A 16,935-nucleotide genomic window follows, 5' to 3' on the forward strand; every position below is an offset into this window, starting at 1 on the left:
CGGAATAGTACAGTTAATTGTCCGAAATAGAACAATTTTGAGTATTTAAATTTTTATGTCTTTATTTTTTTACCAACGAGAAATAAAAAAATAATTTTTTTCTGTCATGGTAAAGCAATATTTCAAAGGCAGATCATTCGCATAAAAAAGTCAAAAACTGTATCGTAAACGATCATATTAGCGGACAGCTATATCGGTCTGATACAGTTTTTTCCAGAAGGGAGCTATGCCAAAGGAGTAAATATTGGTGTTTTTTAATGATTGTTTCATTTTGAAAAACTAAAAACAACCAAATAATAGATGGTGATTTTGGTATGGTACATAATTGGCAATAGTGGAGGTACAAACACAATAAAAACATTCAATTAATTAATATACACCATCATGAAAGCATTATTAACCTCCGTATTTGTATTAGGATTGATTTTTATCGCACAAGCTTCTGTTGATCCAGATCCTGTAGCTAAAGAAGGCCTAATGGCAGTGACAAGTGTTGAAGCGAATGACGAAAAAGTCAAAATTAGTTTTAAGGAACCAGTCGGTAAAGTAACCATTTCCATTTTGGATGATCAGAATAAGATCTTAGCGCATAATAAGTACAATGCCAAGACTGCAATGAACATTCCCTATGATTTGACTGATTTGCCTGAAGGAAATTATTCAGTGAAAATCAAAACCAAAGATGAAGTTGCCATCTATAATGTAGAAACAGAAGAAAAGAAAAAGGTTTTTGAAATGCCCATAGTAGCATTTGGAAAAGTAGTGGATAATCATACCATTAACTTAACGGTATTGGGGATTGAAAAGGCGGGAACCCAGGTAGATATTCTTGATGAAAGTGACCATGTAATAGCCAGCGATAAAGTGAAGGTGAAAGATGGATTTGAGAGGGATTACAGGGTTACCAATAGAGAAGTTGAAGGCTTATATATGAGAATCAAGGATGCCCAAGGGAGAAAGAAATATATTTATTTCTAATCCCACCAATTAGCATAGGTTTGGGCTTGAGGCTGTCTGTTAAGGACAGCCTTTTTTAGTATTCAAGTAGTTGTTTCAGTTTTTTTCTAAATCTGTCCTGAGGTAGAAAGTTCTCTTCTAAGCTAGCAGCAAAGGGAACGGGAGTATCCAGGCTGGCTTCACGCATTACCGGCGCATCTAAGAGTTCAAAGCAATGTTCGCTTATCCAAGCAGCGATTTCAGCACCTATTCCTCCTGTTAAACAATCCTCATGAAGAATGATGACCTTATTGGTTTTTCTGACCGTTTCTGCAACCGCTTTTTTGTCCCATGGCAGCAGGGTGCATAGATCTAGGATATCTGCATCTATCCCGGTTTCTTGAAGGGCTTCTTTGGCCCAGTGAACCCCCGCTCCATAGGTGATGATGCTAAGTTGTTCTCCTTCCCTGACCAAATGGGCCTTGCCTATTGCTAGATGATAGTAATCATCAGGAATTTCTTCACTTATAGATCTGTAAAGCCCTTTGTGCTCAAAGAATAAGCAGGGGTTAGGGTCTTCAATAGCTGCGGCCAGTAAGCCTTTTGCTTGATAAGGAGAGGAAGGATAAATGATTTTGAGTCCAGGGGTATGGAAAAACCAGGCTTCATTGGATTGGGAGTGAAAAGGTCCTGCCCCCACTCCAGCGCCTGTTGGTAGGCGAATGACTACATCAGCATGTTGTCCCCAGCGGTAGTGAAGTTTTGCCAGGTTATTGACGATTTGGTTAAAGCCACAGCTGACAAAGTCCGCAAATTGCATTTCTACTACTGATTTATAGCCTGCTATGGATAATCCTAGGGCAGTCCCGATGATGGCGCTTTCACAGAGAGGCGTGTTACGCACCCTTTCTGGACCAAATTTTTCTAAAAAACCATCTGTTACCTTGAAGACGCCTCCATAAGTAGCAATGTCCTGTCCCATTAAGATTAATTCAGGTTGGCGTTGCATACTTAATTCCAAGCTGTCATGTATGGCATCAACCAGCCTTTTTTCACTCTTTTTACTAGATGTAGCCTGCGCCACTTGAGCTGCGTGAGGAGCATATACATCGGCCAATTCATCGATAGAATTTGCCTTTGGAGCTGAGCTGGAAAAAGCTTTGTCAAGTCCTTTATCGATCTTATCCTGGATTTCTTGGTTGATGGATTTTTTTAATTTTTCGTCCAGAATACCTTCAGTAATTAGAAATTTCTCAAAGTTCTTGATTGGATCTTTTTTAGCACCTTCTTCGAAATAATCCTTTGGGACATATTTTGTTCCGGAAGCTTCTTCATGTCCACGCATTCTGTAAGTACAGGCTTCAACTATAAAGGGCCTCGGGTTTTCTCTTATGTCATTTGCGATTTCATTAAGGCAATGGTAAAGTGCTAGGATATTGTTTCCATCCACTTTAACTGCCTCCATACCGTAACCGGGGCCTTTATCGATAAATTGTTCGCACCGGAACTGTTCATGGCTTGGAGTAGAAAGGCCGTATCCGTTATTTTCGATCAAAAAAATTACTGGTAATTGCCATACCGCAGCAATATTCAGGGCTTCGTGGAAGTCTCCTTCAGAGCTGGCGCCATCACCGGTGAACACTAAGGTGGCTTTATTTTCTTTTTTAAGTTTATGGGACAGTGCTATGCCATCGGCCAAAGCCATTTGGGGCCCCAAATGTGAGATCATCCCTACAATATGATGCTCTAATGAGCCAAAGTGGAAAGAGCGGTCTCTGCCTTTGGTGTAGCCATTGGATTTTCCTTGGAACTGGGCAAAGAGTCGATCTAATGGAATACCCCTGCCTGTGAAAACCCCCAAATTTCTGTGCATAGGAAGCAGGAATTCATCTGATTCCATGGCCATTACAGCGGCAGTTGAAATAGCCTCTTGCCCCCAGCCGCTAAACCATTTGCTGATCTTTCCCTGACGTAAAAGTACCAACATTTTTTCCTCGATCTTTCTTGGTACTAATAGGGCCTGATAAAAAGTTATTAAAGCTTCCTCACTCAGGTGTTTACGATCAAAAAACATCAGGGAATCGGGATTATTCATGGTGTTTTGCAACTAATTCAAAGCAAATTACAGTAAGTTATACTGAAAACAAAGCATTAGATTAAGCTAAAGAAAAAGAGTTTTGTGCAGTGAAAACAAATTTTCAGAACTTCTAATTGAGCAAATCAGTTTAAAGAGTATGTCGGAAATTTTAATAAAAAATATGGTTTGTCCCCGCTGTATCATGGCAGTGGAAAAGATTTTTGAAGACCAGGGTATAGCAGTGGATAAGGTCGAGCTGGGTAAGGTAAGTGTCCCCGTTTCCTTAGCTAAAGAAACTGAAAAAAATCTTGAAAAAGCATTACAGGAAATGGGTTTTGAGTTATTGCGGGAAAAGCAAATACAGACTGTTGAGCGCATTAAGAACGCTTTGCATGCCATAATGCAGCAAGAAGAACTGAGTACGGATTTGAATCTTTCAGATTATATCCATACCATTATACCAGAAGATTACAGTGGTTTGAGTCACTTGTTCAGTACCACAATGGGTATAACCATTGAAAAGTATTTTATTCATTTGAAGATAGAAAAGACCAAGGAGCTATTATGTTATCAGGAGTTGCAATTGAGCGAAATAGCATGGCGACTTGGCTATAGTAGTGTGCAGCACTTGTCTAGCCAGTTTAAAAAAGTGGTGGGAATGACTCCCTCTGCTTATAAAAAGTTAAAAGACAAACCCCGGGAAAGCTGGGATCAATTGAAATAAAAAAGAGCGATGAAATTTACTCATCGCTCTTTTTTTATTAGAATAATCTTAGACCAAGTGATAAGATTAGCTGGTTTTGCCTTTGGTCTGTTTCCAAACCTGCAATGCTTTCCGCCTGCTTGCTGAGGGAGCCTTCATACTTCAAATCGATGATCATATTGGCTATATCCAATCCGATGCCGGCTTGATAGCCTAATGTGGATTTTTTATAGTCTGGCATAGGGTCAGATTGGAGTTCTTCAGAAAACTTAGAGTTAAGCAAAAAGCTGCCAACTGGTCCACCTTGTATCCTAAATATATTCCCTAGTTTAAAACCTAGCATGACTGGAATATCCAACCTGTTGAAACTAGCTTCAAACTTTTGTTCGTCTGCTCCGTTCGTCTTGGTGATTTCACCGCCAGTGTTTACATATAACACTTCAGGTTGTAGGTAAAGGGCATTGCCTCCCATTCTTACAAAGGCACCAATATGGTAACCCAACTTGCTGCTACCGCTTTCGTACTCGCCATTACTAACGCTAATATTCCCTTGGGATACCCCGAGTTTCGGTCCTATGGAAAAGTCCTGGGCTGTGAGCTGGGTACATAATCCAAAGAAAGAAAATGCAAAAAGAGCCAATAATTTTTTCATCACTTAATCTTTATCCGTTGAAATCTAAAATGTGTGATCTGCTAAACTTCAAATATCTTGCCAGAGCTAGGTACTGGAAGTTTAGCGAAGATATTGTTACATTTTTTTGATTGCGTCGGTATATTTTTTTAGTTCCACTTTTACTTTAGGGAATAAGAAGAATAAGCCGATCATATTTGGAAATACAAGGGCTAGGATCATGGCATCAGAGAATTTTACCACAGCGTTCAAGGTGGTAGATGCTCCGATTACGATAAAGGCCAAGAATATGATTTTATAGCTAAGGTCAGCAGCTTTGCTTCTTCCAAAAAGGAATTTCCAGGATTGAAGTCCGTAATAAGACCAAGAGATCATCGTGGAGAAAGCAAACATAATGATGGCTACGGTCAACACATAGGAGAAGTGAGGAATCACCGTGTCATAAGCCATGGTAGTCAATTCAACACCACCGACAGATGCACCTCCGTCTTTAAGAATTACGTTTCCGCTTCCGTCACCACCATAATTAAAGATGCTTTCTACATTGCCCAGACCACCGTCGATATTGAAAAAGATGATTACCAGAGCAGTCATGGTACAAACAATCACGGTGTCGATCAATGGTTCCAAAAGGGCTACCACACCCTCACTGGCAGGGAATTTGGTTTTTACTGCAGAGTGGGCAATGGCCGCAGACCCAGCACCAGCTTCATTGGAGAAGGCGGCTCTTTGGAAACCTACTATAAGTACACCTACCATACCACCTAGACCGGCCATTGGGCTGAAAGCTCCTTCGATGATCAATCCAAAAGCGTCGTCAATATAGTCGTAGTGTGCTCCTAAAATGATTAGCGATGCCAATACATAAACACCGGCCATGAAAGGAACGATTTTCTCAGTAATTGTAGCGATTCTTTTGATTCCGCCAATGATGACTACTGCTACCAATATGGCAAGGACAATACCAATCCAAAAACCGTTGGTTTGGAAGTTGATGCCTAGGAGGTTGGAAAGTTGAGAGGCGGCCTGATTGGACTGGAATGCGTTTCCTCCCCCAAAAGAAGCTCCCACACAAAGCACTGCAAATAGTCCTCCCAGAAATTGTCCTAAGCGTCCTTTTTTAAGGTCATGGCCCAATCCACGGGACAAATAGTACATTGGTCCTCCATAAACAACTCCATCCTTGTCTACATCCCTGTATTTTACACCAAGGGTACATTCAACGAATTTGGTACTCATTCCTAGGATACCACAGACGATCATCCAGAAAGTGGCGCCTGGGCCACCAATGGCAATGGCGACAGCAACCCCAGCAATATTACCAAGTCCAACCGTTCCTGATACTGCTGTGGCGAGCGCTTGGAAGTGACTTACTTCTCCTCCTTGGGAATCATCCACCATAATTTCCCCGGTTTCAGGGTCCTTATAGTTTTTCTCCATATCATCATATTTACCTTTCACGGTATTGATAGCCAAAGGCATTTTGGTTATTCCAGGAACGGCAAAATAAATGGTGAAAAATGTGGCGCCGCATACCAATAAAATCAAAACAATTGGAATATTATAGTCTCCTATTGCGATAGGGTAAAGGACGAGGCTTTCCCAAGCATCAGCTATTGGTTGGAAAGATCGGTCTATTTTTTGTCCAAAACTTAAGTCTTCCGTAGGTGAGGTTTCCTGTGCGTATAGGGTAATAGGTAGTAGAAAAATTAAGAAGGATAGAAGTTTTCTATACATAATGTGTTTAAGTTTGATTTGTATATTTGAGTCTTATAAACATTTGAATAAATTCTATTTTAGTTTACACTTCCCAATCCAATCTCCCTTAAATACTGATTTTCCCCCTCACCGGAATTTGAGGTCCGGATTATGAATAGGAGGTACTCGTTTTAAGAATACCATCCCTATAGCCATGTGTGCTGTATATAAAAAGGATGCAATTCATGATTATTTGGGATAAAATTGGATTGTTTTTAATATTAATTGAATTTATCAATCGGCTAAATTAAGTTGTTTTGCTAGAATAGCAATTCCATTCATAAAACTTTTTGGTTCATAATTAAGCTGTTCTTTTGCTTTTTTGATAATAAATCCAGTTTTAAGGGGTCTTTTTGCCTTCTGCTGGAATGTATTTGAGTCTGCTTTGTTGATCTTGGATTTGTCCAGTTTAAAGAAGTCGGCAGTCTGCATGGCCATTTCATAAGGAGTCAGTAACTCCTCTCCTGAAATATTGAAAATGCCAGTGGCTTTTTGTTCTGCCATGAGTAGACAGCCTTCAGCGAGGTCTTCGGCCAAAGTAGGTGTGCGAAGTTGGTCGTCAACAATTTGTAGATCTTTTCCTTGTTCAATGGAGTTTTTTACCCAAAGCACAATATTGGACCTGCTCATATCATGGGAAATGCCGTAAACCAAGACTGTGCGTGCAATTCCCCATTTCAATTTGGAGGCAAGGATGAGTTTTTCTGCTTCTAATTTAGTTTCGCCATAATAATTGATAGGATTGGCCTTGGCCTCTTCTGTGTATGGGCCTGCTTCTCCATCAAAAATAAAGTCAGTCGAAACATGGAGCAGATAAGCTCCGATTTTCTCAGATGCTGCGATGATGTTTTTTACCGCACTAACATTTTGCGCATAGCAGGCATCTTTTTCTGTTTCACACTGGTCTACATTGGTCATGGCTGCACCGTGGATAATAATTTCCGGCTTATGGGCAGCAAAGACTTTTTCTATAGCTGCCGGATCTGTAATGTCCATGGGCTCATAATCAAAGCCCTGCCAATCCTTGGGTAGTCGACAAGCCCCTCTTCCTGTGGCTACTATTTTGAAAGTGCCTTTTTCGAGGAGTCTTTGGATCAGTTTTTGGCCTAAAAGACCATTAGCACCAGTGACTAAAATGGTCTCTTGATGATTATGTTTAGTATTCAAAACCGTATTCTTTCGTGATTTTCTTTTTGCTCATTTCTTCCACCTCTACGGTGATGTAAACAGGATTCACTGCTTGGTCCATCTGATTGGTTTTTTCTGCAGAAATTTTATCCACGACATCCAAGCCCTTGATGACCTTTCCAAATACGGTATACCCACCTTCATCCAAGTGTGGGGTTCCGCCGATACTCGTATAGGTCTCAATTTGTTTTGGGCTTAACTTTTTATCCAAATTAATATCATAGAAGTCTTCCATGATTTCTTTTTTGGCAAGCATTAGGTCATTCATGGCAGAAAAATCACCAAAAGAATATAGCTCAGCATAGTGTTTGGCCAGCTCTTTATTGCTTTCAAGGCTGATATACTTCATGAATTGTTTTTGCAAACGTCTCATATCAGTGGTCAATTCCTTTTCCGTATAGACTTTGCCTTCCACTATATAAAATTGGCAGCCACTGGACCTTTTTTCAGGGTTGATATTGTCTCCCTGCCTGGCGGCTGCAATGGCTCCTTTTTCGTGAATAAGGGCTTCATTGAATTCAGCAGGGATGGTGTACCACTCCTCTTCAGGTAGTCCTTCTTTAGAGAATACGTCTCCAGCTTGAATCATGAAATTGTCTATGATGCGGTGGAATTGGGTAGAGTCAAATCTGCCGGCTTCTGCCAATTTGATGAAGTTCTCTTTGTGCTCAGGTGTTTGGTCGTATAGAATCGCGAAGATATCACCATGTTTGGTGTGTATCTTGATCAATGAATCCTTATTGGATGAACAAGAGATTAATAGGGGTAGCCAACAAGCTATCCAAAGCCATCTTAATTTCATGATTTATTTATTAAGCGTATTTTTTATTTCAGCCAATATTCTATCGCCTCCGGATTGGAGGACTTTTTCGGCTAGTTCCTTGCCCAGGTCCTCTGCTTGTTCTGCAGGGCCGGTGATATCATGCTGGATTCTTTCCTGTCCATCTAGGCTTATGATGCCTCCATTGAGCTTCAATACTCCATTCTCAAATTCGGCTAAGCAGAATACAGGAATACTGCATCCTCCTTCAAGTATCTTAAGGTAACTGCGCTCGGCCCTTAGGCGGTAGCCTGTTTCTTCATCGTGGGTAGCTTTGATTATTAATTGCTTAAGTTCACTGTCCAGTTTTTCATAGGCTTCCACGGCGATACTTCCCTGCCCAACGGCCGGAGTAAATTCTTCTAAGGAAAGTTCATGCCTGATCAATTCATCGTAGCCCATTCTATGGGCTCCAGCATAAGCCAAGAGCAGTGCGTCACAAACCCCCGATTCCATTTTTTTGATTCTGGTCTGCAGGTTTCCTCTGACCTCTACTGTCTTGATATGGGGGTAGAAGTGTTTTAAGGTGGCGACTCTTCGGGTAGAAGAGGTGCCTAAAAGTAAAGGCTTGTTGGGATTGGTATAATCAATATCTCCTTTATGGCTCAATATGATATCATTGACCTTTTCCCGTTCAGTAAAGGAAATAAGCTCAAATCCTTCTGGTAAGCTAGAGGGCATGTCCTTGGCACTGTGAACAGCAATGTCCACCTCTCCGGAAGCCAATTGGTCTTCCAGTTCTTCTGTAAAGACTCCTTTGCTACCAATTTTTGAAATAGAGACATCCAATATTTTGTCCCCCTTGGTTTCGATAGTGACGATCTCTGCTTGAAGGCCTTGGGCTTTCAGAAGGTCTGCAATATGATAAGCTTGAAACAGTGCGAGTTTACTGCCTCTGGTTCCTATTTTGATAGGCTGCATTATTGTTTGATTTGGCGTTTACTAGTTTTTTTATTTGCGGAAGCTTCGATATATTCCACGATTTTTCCTGCAATGTTTATTCCGGTGGCTTTTTCTATGCCTTCCAGTCCAGGGGAACTGTTTACTTCTAGGATCAGTGGTCCTCTGGTAGACTGAAGCATGTCTACTCCGGCAACAGCTAATCCCAAAGCTTTGGCAGCTGCTAGGGCCGCCTTTCTTTCTGCTGAAGAAAGCTTGATCACGGTCGCTTGCCCACCTCGGTGAAGATTGGATCGGAATTCACCTTCTTCCCCCTGTCTTTTCATGGCACCTACTACTTTGCCATTGACCACAAAAGCCCTGATGTCTGCACCTTTAGCTTCTTTGATAAACTCTTGGACGATGATTCGGGCCTTAAGACCATGGAATGCTTCAATTACGGATTGACCGGCCTTTTTGGTTTCTGCTAACACGACACCTAGTCCCTGGGTGCCTTCTAAAAGCTTGATAATCAATGGCGCTCCGCCCACTTGATCGATCAATTGCTTTTCACCCCCTTTGGAAAAATTGGTAAAGGCCGTTTTGGGCATGCCCAAACCTTCTCTGGAGAGTATCTGTAAGCTTCTCAACTTGTCCCGGCTTCGTACAATTGCCTGGGACTCTACTGCTGAGAAGGCTCCCATCAGTTCAAACTGTCGGACTACTGCTGTGCCATAAAAGGTTACAGATGCACCTATCCTTGGGATGATGGCCTGAATGTCTTTTAGTTTTTCTCCTTTATAAAAAATAGAAGGACCTTCCTGTTCGATGACCAGATCGCAGAGTGAGTGATCTATGATCAATGCCTCATGTCCGGCATCTTCTATGGCTTCTTTTAGCCTTCTTGTTGAATAAAGGTTTGGGTTACGTGAAAGTACGGCTATTCTCATGACTGTGAAGCTTTGTGTTTCTTGGATAGGTTGGTTTCATCTACGTCTACAATGAACCTTCCTTTTAGCATTTTTCGGCCCAACAGAATGGCGTTACGCATTTTAGACCGGTCTGATAAGGTGAATTCTGTTTCAAATTCCTGATTGAACATGACCACTTTGGTGGCGACCTTGTATCTTAACTCTGCACCGCCAAAGGAGTTTTTTACTTTTTTCTGACTGTATTTTTCTGTTCGTATAAGCTTATCATTATAGAGGCGGTGATTTGGTGACAGGAGTTTGAACTCCAGTACCATTTTTCCATTGATTTCCTTTTCTTCCATCCATTCACAATGGATGGCATTGGTATATGCTCCAGTGTCCACTTTGGAGGAAATCATGTCAAGCCCCCATTCCGGGAGACTGATTTTTTCTCTTCTGCCGATGATGAACTTTTTCATTCTGTTTCCTTTTTTCTTAGGACTTTGGCCATGCTAAAGGAGAGATCAGCAAAAAGGATTTTAGCATTTGCGTTTCTTTCCAAGTGGTAATGTGCGGTATTCAGCAATTGATATATGCTAAGAATTTTGTTTTCCGTAAGAGCTTTAAGGCTGAAATTTTCAATAAATTCCCTGTCGTTTGGAGCTGTTCTCATGAGATCCTCTAGCTGGCTTCTCTTCAACAAGCTTTCTCTTAATATGTTTAGCCCCGTAAGGAAAAGGGCTTTTTGTCCCTCTTTGTCCAAGGTCTGGAAATTATCAGACCATGAAAGGATATTGTTGATGTCAAGGGTAAAGCAAAGCCGCATCCAATCTCGGAATTTGGCCGTGTTTTCATCGACTACCTGATCTGCCAATCTATAGGCTTCCCGCATATTGCCATTTGCCAAAGGTGCGATCTGCATGCCCGCTTCCTTAGAACATAAACCTTCAGTGATCAAGTGTTCTTTGATCTCTTCATCTGTAAATGCTCTTACTAATACTTTTTGGGTTCTGGAAAGAATTGTAGTAAGCAATTGCTCTGGTTGGTGGGCCACCATTAAGAACAGGGTCTTTTCTGGCGGCTCTTCTAAGACCTTCAAGAGTGCATTGGCAGATGCTGTGTGCATCAATTCTGGAATCCAAACCAAAATGACCTTATATCCTCCCTCAAATGATTTGAGGGAGATAGTTTTGATGATTTGCTTTGCTGCAGCCTTTGAAATGTTCAGCTGCTTTTTCTCAAATCCATTATGGTATATCCAGTCCTGAAGATTGCCATAGGGTCTTTGAATTACAAATTCCCTCCAAGGAGCTAAAATATCTACTTTTTTGCCGTTTCCATCATCGTCTTCCTTGATAAGGCTTCCAGGGACTGGGAAAGTGAAACTCAGGTCTGGATGCACTAGTTTTGCCATTTTTTGGCAAGCGCTGCATTCTCCGCAGGCATCTTGTTCACCGGGATTTTCACAGTTGACATAAGTAGCCAAAGCCAAAGCCATTTTTAGGTTGGCGGAACCTTCAGGACCATGAAATAATAGCGCATGGGCCAAATGGTTATTTTTGATGGCCTTGATGAGCTTGTCTTTGGTTTCCTGTAAGCCTGGAATGGATGAAAATAGCATGTTTATTCTTTTCGCTTATACCTTCTTATCCCAAATTCGATAAGCCTTGGTCATGTCAAATATATTCTGAAGCAAAGATTTTTCGGTGTCATCAAAGCTGAAACCTCTCCTTTCGATTACTTTACTCGCAGTTTCCTCAAACTTTCTGAATTGGAAAGTGGAAAACCCTGCTGCGCCGCCCCAAGCAAATGAGGGGACGAAATTTCTAGGGAATCCTGAACCGAAAACATTTGCTCCTACGCCTACTACAGTTCCGGTATTGAACATGGTGTTGATGCCACATTTGGAATGATCCCCCATCATTAATCCACAAAACTGAAGGCCTGAATTGGCAAATCCACCTTTGGTATAATCCCAAATTTTGACTGGAGCATAATTGTTTTTAAGGTTAGAAATATTGGTGTCGGCACCAAAATTACACCACTCTCCTATGACGGAATTACCAATAAACCCATCATGACCTTTATTACTGTAGCCAAAGATGACCGTATTGGAAACTTCTCCGCCTACTTTGGAATATGGTCCGATGGTATTGTCTCCCCTCATTTTGCCTCCCATATTGACCACTGCACCTTCACAAAGCGCAAAGGGGCCTCTGATCATGGCGCCTTCCTGTACCTGGGTATTTTTGCCAATATATATTGGTCCATCTTCGGCATTAAGGATGGCTGCACGGATTTGGGCTCCTTCTTCTACAAAGATCATTTCCGGATTGTAAACACGTGTATGGGGATCTTGTATGCCGATAGAATTACGGTTGGCGGTGATCATCGCATAGTCTTTTCGAAGTTCCTGACCATTGTGCTGAAAGATATGCCAAGTCCGATGAATAAGGGTGATCTCGCCCAGATGTTCTACTGCTTCATGATTCTCCTTTATTTCATCTATTGAGAAATCAGCAGGTTTTTCGACTATGGCTGCCAAAAGGATATTGTCCTTATATAAGGCTTGGCCTTCCTTTAGGGATTTGATGGTACTAGTCAAATCATGGTCTGGACAAAGCCCGCCATTGATAAATAGTTTGGCATCTTCCAACTGGGGGAATTTGCTTTTTAAATAATCCTGCGTGAAAAAACCAGCTTTGGTATTAAAGTGTTTCTCCCACTTTTCACTGATTTTTAATATGCCCACTCTGATCTCAGCGACAGGGCGCGTAAAAGTAAAAGGTAATAGTGAACCCCTATAAGTAGGGTCATCAAATAATGTGATTGCCTCCATGGTACAAAAATAGAAAAGTCTCTTGGAATACAATTTCCAAGAGACTTTTAAAACGCTTTTTTACAGAAAAGTAATGAATTACTTCTTCTTGTATCTTCTGTTGAATTTCTCTACTCGACCCGCAGTGTCCAATAGCATCTTCTTACCAGTGTAGAATGGGTGAGAGTTTGAGCTTACTTCTATTTTGTAAACTGGATACTCATTTCCATCTTCCCAAGTGATCGTCTCGTTAGTTTCGATAGTAGACTTGGTAATGAATTTATATTCACTGGAAGTGTCATAAAAAACAACCTCTCTGTAGTTTGGATGAATGTCTTTTTTCATGGTAATCCCTATTTATATTAAATGTCGCTTTTTCAAATGGAGGCACAAAGTTATCCTTTTTTGTAAAAGCCTCCAAATGTTTATCAATGAATTATTTAACTAGAAGGGGTTCAGCCATCTAATCCAGTGCAAAATTGTGAAAAAAATACCGGATTAGCCCTATTGGACGAATATAATTTGAAAGTTTTAGGATTGATGGTGATTTTAATTGGGCCGTGTGAAAGGCTTTTTTATTAGAAAAACCTCGTTTTCATCTAATAATGTTTTAATTTTTGTAGTTGAATTGACGAATTGCGTAAATAGTTGCCCATGAAAAGATTTTTACTTTCCCTGACAGCAAGCCTTTTCCTGTCTACCTTTTGTTTTGCCCAAAGTGCATATATTGATTTCGATAGGGATTATTATCATTTAATAGATCGTTACGAAATTTTGGGCGGAAATTTTAATTCATCCTTCCATACGGGGTATAAGCCTTATAGAAGGGATGATGTGGCAGACTTTTTGGAAACCATCGATGAGCAGTATATGTCTAAGGTGGATGCATTTAATATCAATTTCCTAAAAAACGATAATTGGGAATTTGTGGAAGAGGAAACGGATTTTTCTAAGAAGCCATTATGGAAAACCATATATAAAAAGCCCTCGGATTTCTATTTCCACAGAGATAAGGTGGTAGATGTGCATGTCAATCCAGTTTTGTATTTCCGGGGTGGCATGGATGCAGAACAGGATTTCATGAATTTCAAGAACTCTAGAGGCATTGCGATTAGGGGAAGTGTGGACAGGAAGGTAGGTTTTTATACTTATCTAAGTACCAATGAAGTAATTTTTCCTTCTTGGATAGATGCCTATGCCAAGCATAATGGAGCAGTGCCGGGTGAAGGGTTTTGGAAAACCTATGGGGATAATGGGTACAGTTACTTTTCGGCAAGAGGCTATGTGACTGTTCAGGTAAGCAAGCATATTTCTGCCCAGATGGGGCACGATAGGAATTTTATCGGAGAGGGATACCGGTCAATGGTGCTTTCAGATTTTTCCAATCCTTATATGTTTTTTAAGCTAAACACAAGGGTTTGGAAACTGCAGTTTACCAATACTTGGGCCCAGTTAAATGCAGATGTTTTTTTAGATGGAATAGGAAGGCCAACAGACGGCCGATATCCTAAGAAGTTTTTTAGTCTGCATCGATTGGGCTTGAACTTGGGCAAAAAATTCAATATCGGCGTTTTTGAATCTGTAATGGCCAATAAAGCTGATTGGACTTATTTTAACCCAATTATCTTTTACAGATGGGTAGAGCATCAGTTGGGAACGCCTGATAAGGTGATGCTAGGGACGGATTTTAAATGGAATGTGGCCAATTCCATGCAGTTTTATGGACAATTTGCTTTGGATGAATTTGTCTTTGGAGAATTTTTTGGACAGGATGGAAAAAACTCGAGTAGAAATAAACATGGTCTACAGGTAGGATATAAGTATATCAATGTGTTCAATGTCTCGAATTTGGATCTGCAGTTGGAGTATAATCAGGCAAGGCCATATACCTATCAGGAAAAGGAAGAATACCAGGCCTATACTAATTACCGTACACCTCTTACCCATCCCCGGGGAGCCAATTTTAGGGAGATGATTGGTATTATTAGGTACCAGCCGCTTCCAAAATTATCCTTTAATTTTACAGGAGTTTATCATTATTATGGTGGGGATCCAGATGAAGAAACCAATATGGGTGGTGATTTGTTGAAGAACAGGTTGGAAGGAACTGATGGTTTGGGGTTATATGGGCACACCATTGGGCAGGGGGTAGAAAACAGGATGATCATTGGCAATCTACGCGCCTCATATATGCTGCGTCATAATTTGTTTTTGGATGCTGGGCATAGCTATCGCAAGCGTACTGCCCAAAATTTGGATAGTCCTGAAGTAAGTCAGTATTCGCAGCTATCATTAAGACTGAATATTGCCAGAGAAGATTTTAATTATTAAATAACAGAGGAGGTTTTTTCCGAAGTACATGAAGACCTATTTAAGAATTCTGGCTTATGCCAAGCCATACAGACAATATTTTCCTTTTTATATAGTATATGCATTCCTAGCAATCATTTTTGGTTTGCTAAACTTTACATTGTTGAAGCCTTTATTTGACGTGATTTTTGAGCAGGTGAACCCGGAGGAGTTAGAAAAATATGCGAAACTGCCCAATTTTTCCTTTACCATAGAATATTTTATGCACTTGTTTAACCACTATTTTATTCAAGTAGCAGAGATGCATGGAAAATTTGGGACCTTGGTTTATGTCTGTATCATTATTGTGGTTTCAGTATTTCTCTCCAATCTATTTACTTATTTGTCAGGAGTGGTTCTGGCCAAAGTACGTGCTGATGTGATCAAAAAGATGCGGATGAATGTCTTTGATCAAGTCAGCGGCATGCATATCGGTTATTTTTCCAATGAGCGGAAAGGAGATCTGATGTCCAAAATGACCAATGATATTCAAGAGGTCGAAAATAGTGTGGTTCAATCTCTGAGGGTTGTTTTTAGGGAACCTGTTACCATTATATTATACTTTGGGGCCTTGTTTTTTATGTCGGTAAAGCTGACAGTTTTTACGATTTTGATTATTCCAATCTCAGGGGCATTGATTGGAGGTATCACCAAGCGACTTAAAAAGAAGGCAATTGAAAGTCAAGAGTCATTGGGGAGGATTGTAAATATTTTGGATGAGACAATTGGCGGTATGCGTGTAGTGAAGGCTTTTGGCGCTAGGGCCTATGTCTATGATAAGTTTGATGAAGAAACCGGTAGGTATTCTGCTATCAATGTTTCCATGGCCCGTAGAAATGAGATGGCATCCCCCATGTCCCAGTTTTTGGGCGTTTTTGTTGTGGCTGGTATTCTATTGTACGGGGGGAGTTTGGTTTTAAATAACAGTTCTGATTTAAGTGCGAGCGAATTTTTGGCTTATATTATTTTATTTACTCAGGTACTTAATCCTGCAAAGGAAATTTCCAGAGCCATGAGTACCATTCAAAGAGGTTTAGCATCAGCAGAAAGAATTTTCAAGGTGATAGACACTCCTTCAGAAATTCAAGATCCAGGATCTCCCAAGCCTCTTAGCGAATTTAAGCAGGCGGTGAAATTTGAGCATGTCAGTTTTGGGTATGAGCAGGAGTTGGTGTTAAAGGATGTTCATTTTACTTTGGAGAAGGGAAAAACCATTGCCTTGGTAGGGCCATCAGGAGGAGGTAAATCTACTATTGCCGATTTATTGCCTAGGTTTTATGATCCTCTTAATGGTAGCGTGAAATTAGATGGTGTGGATGTCAAGGATTACAAAATTGCTGACTTGAGAAGCTTAATAGGGATTGTAACCCAAGAATCCATATTGTTTAATGATACGATATTTAATAATATAGCCTTTGGTATGGAGGAAGTTTCACAGGAGGCTGTGATAGCAGCCGCCAAAATTGCCAATGCCCATGAATTTATAGAAAAACTGGAAGGTGGATATCATGCTAATATTGGAGAACGCGGCAGTAAATTGTCAGGAGGGCAAAGGCAGCGTTTGAGTATCGCGAGGGCAGTTTTGAAAAATCCGCCTATACTGATATTGGATGAAGCTACTTCAGCTTTGGATTCTGAGTCAGAGCGCTTGGTGCAGGAAGCCTTGACCAAGCTGATGAGCCACAGGACCACTTTGGTGATTGCACATAGGTTGAGTACCATTCAGCATGCCGATGAGATTTTGGTGATACAGGAAGGTGAGATAGTGGAACGGGGAACGCATGAAGGTTTGTTGAAAAAGGAAGGATTATACAAGAAGCTTTCCTCAATGCAGTCAGTTTAGTATATTAGTTAGCAAAACCCAA

Annotated in this window: 15 protein-coding genes; 4 read left to right on the forward strand and 11 right to left on the reverse strand. The window is 40.7% G+C overall.

All coding sequences use genetic code 11. The annotated features are described in order from the left end of the window. Nucleotides 1–384 precede the first annotated feature (384 nt). A complete protein-coding gene (locus H7U17_RS07590) occupies nucleotides 385–978 on the forward strand; it encodes a DUF3244 domain-containing protein (RefSeq protein WP_186756057.1) in 594 nt (197 codons plus the stop codon). Nucleotides 979–1,033: 55 nt separating this feature from the next. Here the strand turns inward: H7U17_RS07590 and H7U17_RS07595 are convergent, their stop codons facing one another. Next, nucleotides 1,034–3,031, reverse strand: a complete 1,998-nt coding sequence (locus H7U17_RS07595; protein WP_230981312.1) for an alpha-ketoacid dehydrogenase subunit alpha/beta — start codon at nucleotides 3,029–3,031, stop codon at nucleotides 1,034–1,036. 139 nt (nucleotides 3,032–3,170) lie between these two features. On the opposite strand from H7U17_RS07595, the gene H7U17_RS07600 reads away from it, so the two are divergent. Further along, nucleotides 3,171–3,737: a helix-turn-helix domain-containing protein gene (locus H7U17_RS07600; RefSeq protein WP_186756058.1), complete on the forward strand. Its 567-nt coding sequence runs from the start codon at nucleotides 3,171–3,173 to the stop codon at nucleotides 3,735–3,737. A 37-nt stretch (nucleotides 3,738–3,774) separates the two neighbouring features. On the opposite strand, the gene H7U17_RS07605 is transcribed toward H7U17_RS07600, so the two are convergent. From H7U17_RS07605 to H7U17_RS07650, 10 genes are all read right to left on the reverse strand, one after another. Continuing rightward, on the reverse strand, nucleotides 3,775–4,368 hold the full coding sequence (locus tag H7U17_RS07605; RefSeq protein ID WP_186756059.1) for a porin family protein: 594 nt from the start codon (nucleotides 4,366–4,368) through the stop codon (nucleotides 3,775–3,777). A 96-nt stretch (nucleotides 4,369–4,464) separates the two neighbouring features. Further along, a complete protein-coding gene (locus tag H7U17_RS07610; RefSeq protein WP_186756060.1) occupies nucleotides 4,465–6,084 on the reverse strand; it encodes an alanine/glycine:cation symporter family protein in 1,620 nt (539 codons plus the stop codon). Nucleotides 6,085–6,339: 255 nt separating this feature from the next. Beyond that, nucleotides 6,340–7,272, reverse strand: a complete 933-nt coding sequence (locus H7U17_RS07615; RefSeq protein ID WP_186756061.1) for an SDR family oxidoreductase — start codon at nucleotides 7,270–7,272, stop codon at nucleotides 6,340–6,342. Beyond that, complete coding sequence (locus H7U17_RS07620; protein ID WP_186756062.1) at nucleotides 7,262–8,095, reverse strand: peptidylprolyl isomerase; 834 nt, start codon at nucleotides 8,093–8,095, stop codon at nucleotides 7,262–7,264. Before H7U17_RS07620 ends, H7U17_RS07615 begins: the two co-directional genes overlap by 11 nt. Nucleotides 8,096–8,098: 3 nt before the next feature. Continuing rightward, nucleotides 8,099–9,034, reverse strand: coding sequence for a hydroxymethylbilane synthase (hemC, locus tag H7U17_RS07625; RefSeq protein ID WP_186756063.1), 936 nt, complete (start codon nucleotides 9,032–9,034; stop codon nucleotides 8,099–8,101). Beyond that, a complete protein-coding gene (gene rimK, locus H7U17_RS07630) occupies nucleotides 9,034–9,942 on the reverse strand; it encodes a 30S ribosomal protein S6--L-glutamate ligase (RefSeq protein ID WP_186756064.1) in 909 nt (302 codons plus the stop codon). Before rimK ends, hemC begins: the two co-directional genes overlap by 1 nt. Beyond that, nucleotides 9,939–10,382, reverse strand: a complete 444-nt coding sequence (locus H7U17_RS07635) for an ATP-dependent zinc protease family protein (RefSeq protein WP_186756065.1) — start codon at nucleotides 10,380–10,382, stop codon at nucleotides 9,939–9,941. Before H7U17_RS07635 ends, rimK begins: the two co-directional genes overlap by 4 nt. Continuing rightward, entirely contained in the window at nucleotides 10,379–11,524 is a 1,146-nt protein-coding gene (locus H7U17_RS07640; RefSeq protein WP_186756066.1) for a DNA polymerase III subunit, read from the reverse strand. Before H7U17_RS07640 ends, H7U17_RS07635 begins: the two co-directional genes overlap by 4 nt. Before the next feature lie 15 nt (nucleotides 11,525–11,539). Then, nucleotides 11,540–12,742: a GlmU family protein gene (locus H7U17_RS07645; RefSeq protein ID WP_186756067.1), complete on the reverse strand. Its 1,203-nt coding sequence runs from the start codon at nucleotides 12,740–12,742 to the stop codon at nucleotides 11,540–11,542. Between the two features lie 78 nt (nucleotides 12,743–12,820). Further along, nucleotides 12,821–13,066, reverse strand: a complete 246-nt coding sequence (locus H7U17_RS07650; protein WP_186756068.1) for a type B 50S ribosomal protein L31 — start codon at nucleotides 13,064–13,066, stop codon at nucleotides 12,821–12,823. A gap of 309 nt (nucleotides 13,067–13,375) precedes the next feature. Between H7U17_RS07650 and H7U17_RS07655 the strand changes: the two genes are divergently transcribed. Beyond that, on the forward strand, nucleotides 13,376–15,052 hold the full coding sequence (locus tag H7U17_RS07655; RefSeq protein WP_186756069.1) for a hypothetical protein: 1,677 nt from the start codon (nucleotides 13,376–13,378) through the stop codon (nucleotides 15,050–15,052). A gap of 28 nt (nucleotides 15,053–15,080) precedes the next feature. Further along, entirely contained in the window at nucleotides 15,081–16,913 is a 1,833-nt protein-coding gene (locus H7U17_RS07660; RefSeq protein WP_186756070.1) for an ABC transporter ATP-binding protein, read from the forward strand. Nucleotides 16,914–16,935: the final 22 nt, after the last annotated feature.

It is taken from the genome of Echinicola salinicaeni, assembly GCF_014280965.1.
GTDB lineage: Bacteria > Bacteroidota > Bacteroidia > Cytophagales > Cyclobacteriaceae > Echinicola > Echinicola salinicaeni.